Origin of the sequence: Amnibacterium sp., assembly GCF_025463795.1 — a bacterium.
Classification (GTDB): Bacteria; Actinomycetota; Actinomycetes; order Actinomycetales; family Microbacteriaceae; genus Amnibacterium.
This window is the reverse complement of sequence record NZ_JAODBE010000113.1, coordinates 1-4253: the sequence shown is the minus strand read 5'-3', so window position 1 is coordinate 4253 and position 4253 is coordinate 1. Positions and strand designations below refer to the sequence as shown.

4 protein-coding genes are annotated in these 4253 nt (G+C 72.8%); 1 reads left to right on the top strand and 3 read right to left on the bottom strand.

Going from position 1 to position 4253, the window contains the following annotated elements:
- Positions 1-9: 9 nt before the first annotated feature.
- The 3 genes from thrS to JWQ92_RS09855 form a co-directional block, all read right to left on the bottom strand.
- A complete protein-coding gene (gene thrS / locus JWQ92_RS09865) occupies positions 10-1977 on the bottom strand; it encodes a threonine--tRNA ligase (protein ID WP_297344284.1) in 1968 nt (655 codons plus the stop codon).
- 223 nt (positions 1978-2200) lie between these two features.
- Positions 2201-2923 carry a hypothetical protein gene (locus tag JWQ92_RS09860; RefSeq protein ID WP_297344283.1) on the bottom strand — a complete coding sequence of 241 codons (723 nt, stop codon included), beginning with the start codon at positions 2921-2923 and terminating at the stop codon, positions 2201-2203.
- A gap of 46 nt (positions 2924-2969) precedes the next feature.
- Complete coding sequence (locus JWQ92_RS09855) at positions 2970-3857, bottom strand: phosphotransferase (protein WP_297344282.1); 888 nt, start codon at positions 3855-3857, stop codon at positions 2970-2972.
- A gap of 40 nt (positions 3858-3897) precedes the next feature.
- Between JWQ92_RS09855 and JWQ92_RS09850 the strand changes: the two genes are divergently transcribed.
- On the top strand, positions 3898-4086 hold the full coding sequence (locus JWQ92_RS09850) for a hypothetical protein (protein WP_297344281.1): 189 nt from the start codon (positions 3898-3900) through the stop codon (positions 4084-4086).
- Positions 4087-4253 lie beyond the last annotated feature (167 nt).

Sequence of the window (4253 nt, the reverse complement as noted above, 5' to 3'; positions counted from 1 at the left end):
GGCCGTCGCTCACACCGCGCCCGCCGCCGCCGCGCCCGCGCCGCCCCCGGGCTCGATGTCCGCCTCCGTCGTCACCTGCGCCCGTGATCGGATCACGCCGGTGATGAGGGCGATCGCCTCGTCGACCGGCACGCCGTTGCGGGTCGTGCCGTCCCGGAACCGGAAGCTCACGGCGCCGGCGGCGCGGTCGTTCTCCCCCGCGATGAGCAGGAACGGCACCTTCTCGGCGGTGTGGGTGCGGATCTTCTTCTGCATCCGGTCGTCGGAGGCGTCGAGGTCGGCACGGACCCCCTCGGCCCGGAGCCGCTGGATCACGTCACCGAGGTGGTCCGCGTACTCGTCCGCGACGGGGATGCCCACGACCTGCACCGGCGACAGCCACACCGGGAACGCGCCCGCGTAGTGCTCGAGCAGCACCGCGAAGAACCGCTCGATCGACCCGAACAGGGCCCGGTGGATCATGATCGGCTGCTGCTTGGTGCCGTCGGGCGCCGTGTACTCGAGGCCGAACCGCTCCGGCTGGTTGAAGTCGATCTGAATCGTCGACAGCTGCCAGGTGCGGCCGATCGCGTCCCGCGCCTGGACGGAGATCTTCGGCCCGTAGAAGGCGGCGCCGCCAGGATCGGGGACGAGCCGCAGGCCGGACTCCTCGGCGACCTCGGCGAGCGTCGCGGTCGCGGTCTCCCAGAGCTCGTCCGGCCCCATGAACTTCGGGCCCTCGTCGCGAGTGGAGAGCTCGAGGTAGAAGTCGTCGAGGCCGTAGTCGCGCAGCAGGTCGAGCACGAAGTTCAGCGTGCGGGTGAGCTCGGGCTTCAGCTGGTCCGGCGTGCAGTAGAGGTGCGCGTCGTCCTGCGTCATGCCGCGCACCCGGGTGAGGCCCTGCAGCGTGCCCGACTTCTCGTAGCGGTAGACCGAGCCGAACTCGAACAGCCGGAGCGGCAGCTCGCGGTAGCTGCGTCCCCGGGCCCGGAAGATCAGGTTGTGGAACGGGCAGTTCATCGGCTTCAGGTAGTAGTCCTGCCCGGGCTTCACCACCTCACCGGCCGCGTCCACCTCCTCGTCCAGGTGGATGGGCGGGAACATGCCCTCGGCGAACCACTGCAGGTGCCCGGAGGTCTGGAACAGGTTCGCCTTCGTGATGTGGGGCGAGTTCACGAACGAGTAGCCGGCCTCGGTGTGCCGGCGGCGTGAGTAGTTCTCCATCTCCTGGCGGACGATGCCGCCCTTCGGGTGGAACACGGCGAGCCCCGAACCGATCTCGTCGGGGAAGCTGAACAGGTCGAGCTCGGCGCCGAGCTTGCGGTGGTCGCGCTTCGCGGCCTCCTCGATCCGCTGCTGGTGCTCCCGCAGCTCGTCCTTGCTCGGCCAGGCGGTGCCGTAGATGCGCTGGAGCTGCTTGTTCTTCTCCGAGCCGCGCCAGTACGCGGCGGCGACCCGGGTGAGGGCCCAGCCGTTGCGGATCAACCGGGTGTTCGGCAGGTGCGGGCCGCGGCAGAGGTCCTGCCACAGGGTCTCGCCGGTCGCCGGATCCACGTTCGCGTACACGGTCAGCTCGCCCCCGCCGACCTCGACGGACTCGTCGCCGTCGCCGGCGCCGCCCTTCAAGCCGATCAGCTCGAGCTTGTACGGCTCGTCGGCGAAGAGCGCCCGTGCCTCCCCCTCGGTGACCGGGCGGCGCACGAAGCGCTGGCCGGCCCGCTGGATGCGCTCCATCTCCTTGCCGAGGCGCTTCAGGTCCTCGGGCGTGAACGGCTCCTCGACGTCGAAGTCGTAGTAGAAGCCGTCGGTGATGGGCGGCCCGATCCCGAGCTTCGCGTCGGGGTTCACGGTCTGCACCGCCTGCGCGAGCACGTGCGCGGTGGAGTGCCGCAGGATCGACAGCCCGTCCGGCGAGCCGATCGTCACCGGCTCCGGGGTGACGCCGGCGGGCAGCGGGCGGTCGAGGTCCCAGAGCGCGCCGTCCACGCGGACGGCGATGACCTCGCGATCCTCGCCGAAGAGCGTGCGTCCCGTCGTCGCCGCCGGTCCTCGGTCGGCCGGGGCGGCGGCGGTGTCGGAGTCGCTCAACGGGATCCCTTTCAAGCGGTCGGGGCGTCCGTCCACTGTATCGGCGCGGTCCGCGACGGCCGGACGCGGGAGGCGCCCGCCGGCGACGAGGACGACCGCGAGACGCCTGGGCGACCGGGGGGCAGGGCGCCGATCAGCGGCGATCGAAGAGGGAGCGGAGGCGCCCGTGCCGCTCGCCGCCCGTGGCGGGGCGCGGATCGGACGTTCGCGCCGCCACGGGCGCCTCCTCGTCGGCGCCCTCGGTCCCGTGGTCGTCGCCGTCGGGCTCGGGTGGCTCCCTCCCCGCGGCGAGCGCCGGCAGGTCCACGGCGGTCAGCAGGCGCAGCCGCTCCTCGAGCACCTCGGCGTCCTGGGCGGGGCGGGGCGCGGAGCGGGCGAGCGTCGCCGTGATCGCCGAGCGCATCTCCCGGTACGCGTCGTCGCGGGCCGCGGCGAGCAGCGACCGCACCTGCGCATCGTCGTTCTCCCACCGGATCAGCCGCCGGGAGAGGGCGAGGTGCACGCGGCGTCTGCGCTCGAGGTTCTCGGCGTCCCGCTGCCGGTAGTCGTGCTCGTGCCGCGCGACGCCGCCGATCGTCGCCGCGGCGTCCCGCTCCGACGCCATCCGCCGGGCCGAGGCCTCGGACTCCAGCCGCAGGCGGCCGAGCGAGAGCCGCACCTCGTCGACCCACGCGTCGAGGTCGACCGGACCACCGCTGGTCATGGTGTCGACGATGATGCGGTTCTTCAGCCGCATCCGGGTCGCGTACTCGGCGAGCAGCAGCCCCTCCTCCGCTTCGGCCTCGATGCTCGCGCGGTCGAGCGGGCGCCGAGCGCCGTGCTCGCCGTACAGCCGTGCGATCGAGTCCTCCGCCATCCGCCCTTCCCCTCGGGTGCGACTCGATTGTCCCCTGTCCGCCGGGTCAGCCGCTGGGGACGACGACACGGCGGTCGAACGGGATGCGGGCCACGGCGAACGGCGTCTTGTGCAGCAGCAGGTGGTCGGTCATCAGGTACACCGCGAGCCACCGCCCGTACCGGACGGCGCGGTCGACCAGTGCGGCGTCGCCGCCGGAGCGCCGCGCGACGTCCTCGAGGAAGGGGAGCCCGTAGTCGACGAGTTCCGCGAAGTCGATCGCAGGGTCGCCCGTCGACAGGTCGCTGAAGTCGATCAGGCCGAGCCGGCGCGCGCCGGCGTCCCAGAGCAGATGGTCCTCGTACACGTCGCCGTGCAGCAGCACCGGGGCGGGCGCCGCGGCGAGCAGCGCGGGTACGTCGGCCAGGATCCCCTCGACCGCGGCCAGCTCGGCGCTCGTCAGGAGGCCCGGGAGGCCGTTCGCCGCGAGCTGCACGACCTCGGCATGCTCCTCCTCGACCGTCCAGGGAGCCGTCTCGAGCAGGTCGGCGGGAGCCAGCTCGTGGATGGCGGTGAGCACCTCCGCGAGCTGGTCGGCGATCTCGTCGCGGTCGCGGTCGGGCAGCGCGCCGAACCGCTCGGGGGTCAGGTGCGCGCCGTTCACGTAGCGGTGCACCGATATCCGCTCGCCGGCCGTCCACCGCACCACGGGCAGCGCCGCCCGGACCGCGCCGGAGAGCCGATCGAGCAGGACCCGCTCGGTCGCCAGCATGCGGCGGTAGGGGTCCTCGTTCGGGATGCGCACGACGAGGCGGTCGTCGAGGACGAGCACCTCGTGGTCCCATCCGTCGTCGATGTACCGGAGCGAACGCCAGCGCAACCACGGCCAGGTGCGTCGCAGCAGCTCGACCGCGCCGGCCTCGCCGAGGGGCGGGTCCTTCGCGCCGTCGGCCATCCGCCCACCGTAACGGTGGCCCGTCGGGCAGGATCGTGCCGTGCTCGTCACCACGATCGGCTTCGTCGTCTCGGCCGGCGTCGCCCTGATCGCGATCTCGGCCCTGCAGACCGAGCGCACACGCGCCCGCGCCGAGAAGCGCCCGCAGAACGCCCGACTGCGGTCCGTCTGGATCGCCGTGATGTTCGTCGGGCTCGCCGCGCTCCTCTACTTCACGCTGCAGCGCTGATTCACGCTGCAGCGCTGAGCGGCCGTGCCGTCCGGATGCGGTGCGGATGCCCGGTACATGCGGGAAGCGGGTGGACCCGCGCCGGGCCGTCACCGCACGATGGCTGCGGCGCTCGAGGGTGTGAAGCGGGAACCGGCCGCCGTCGACCCGCTTCAGGAGCGGGCCCG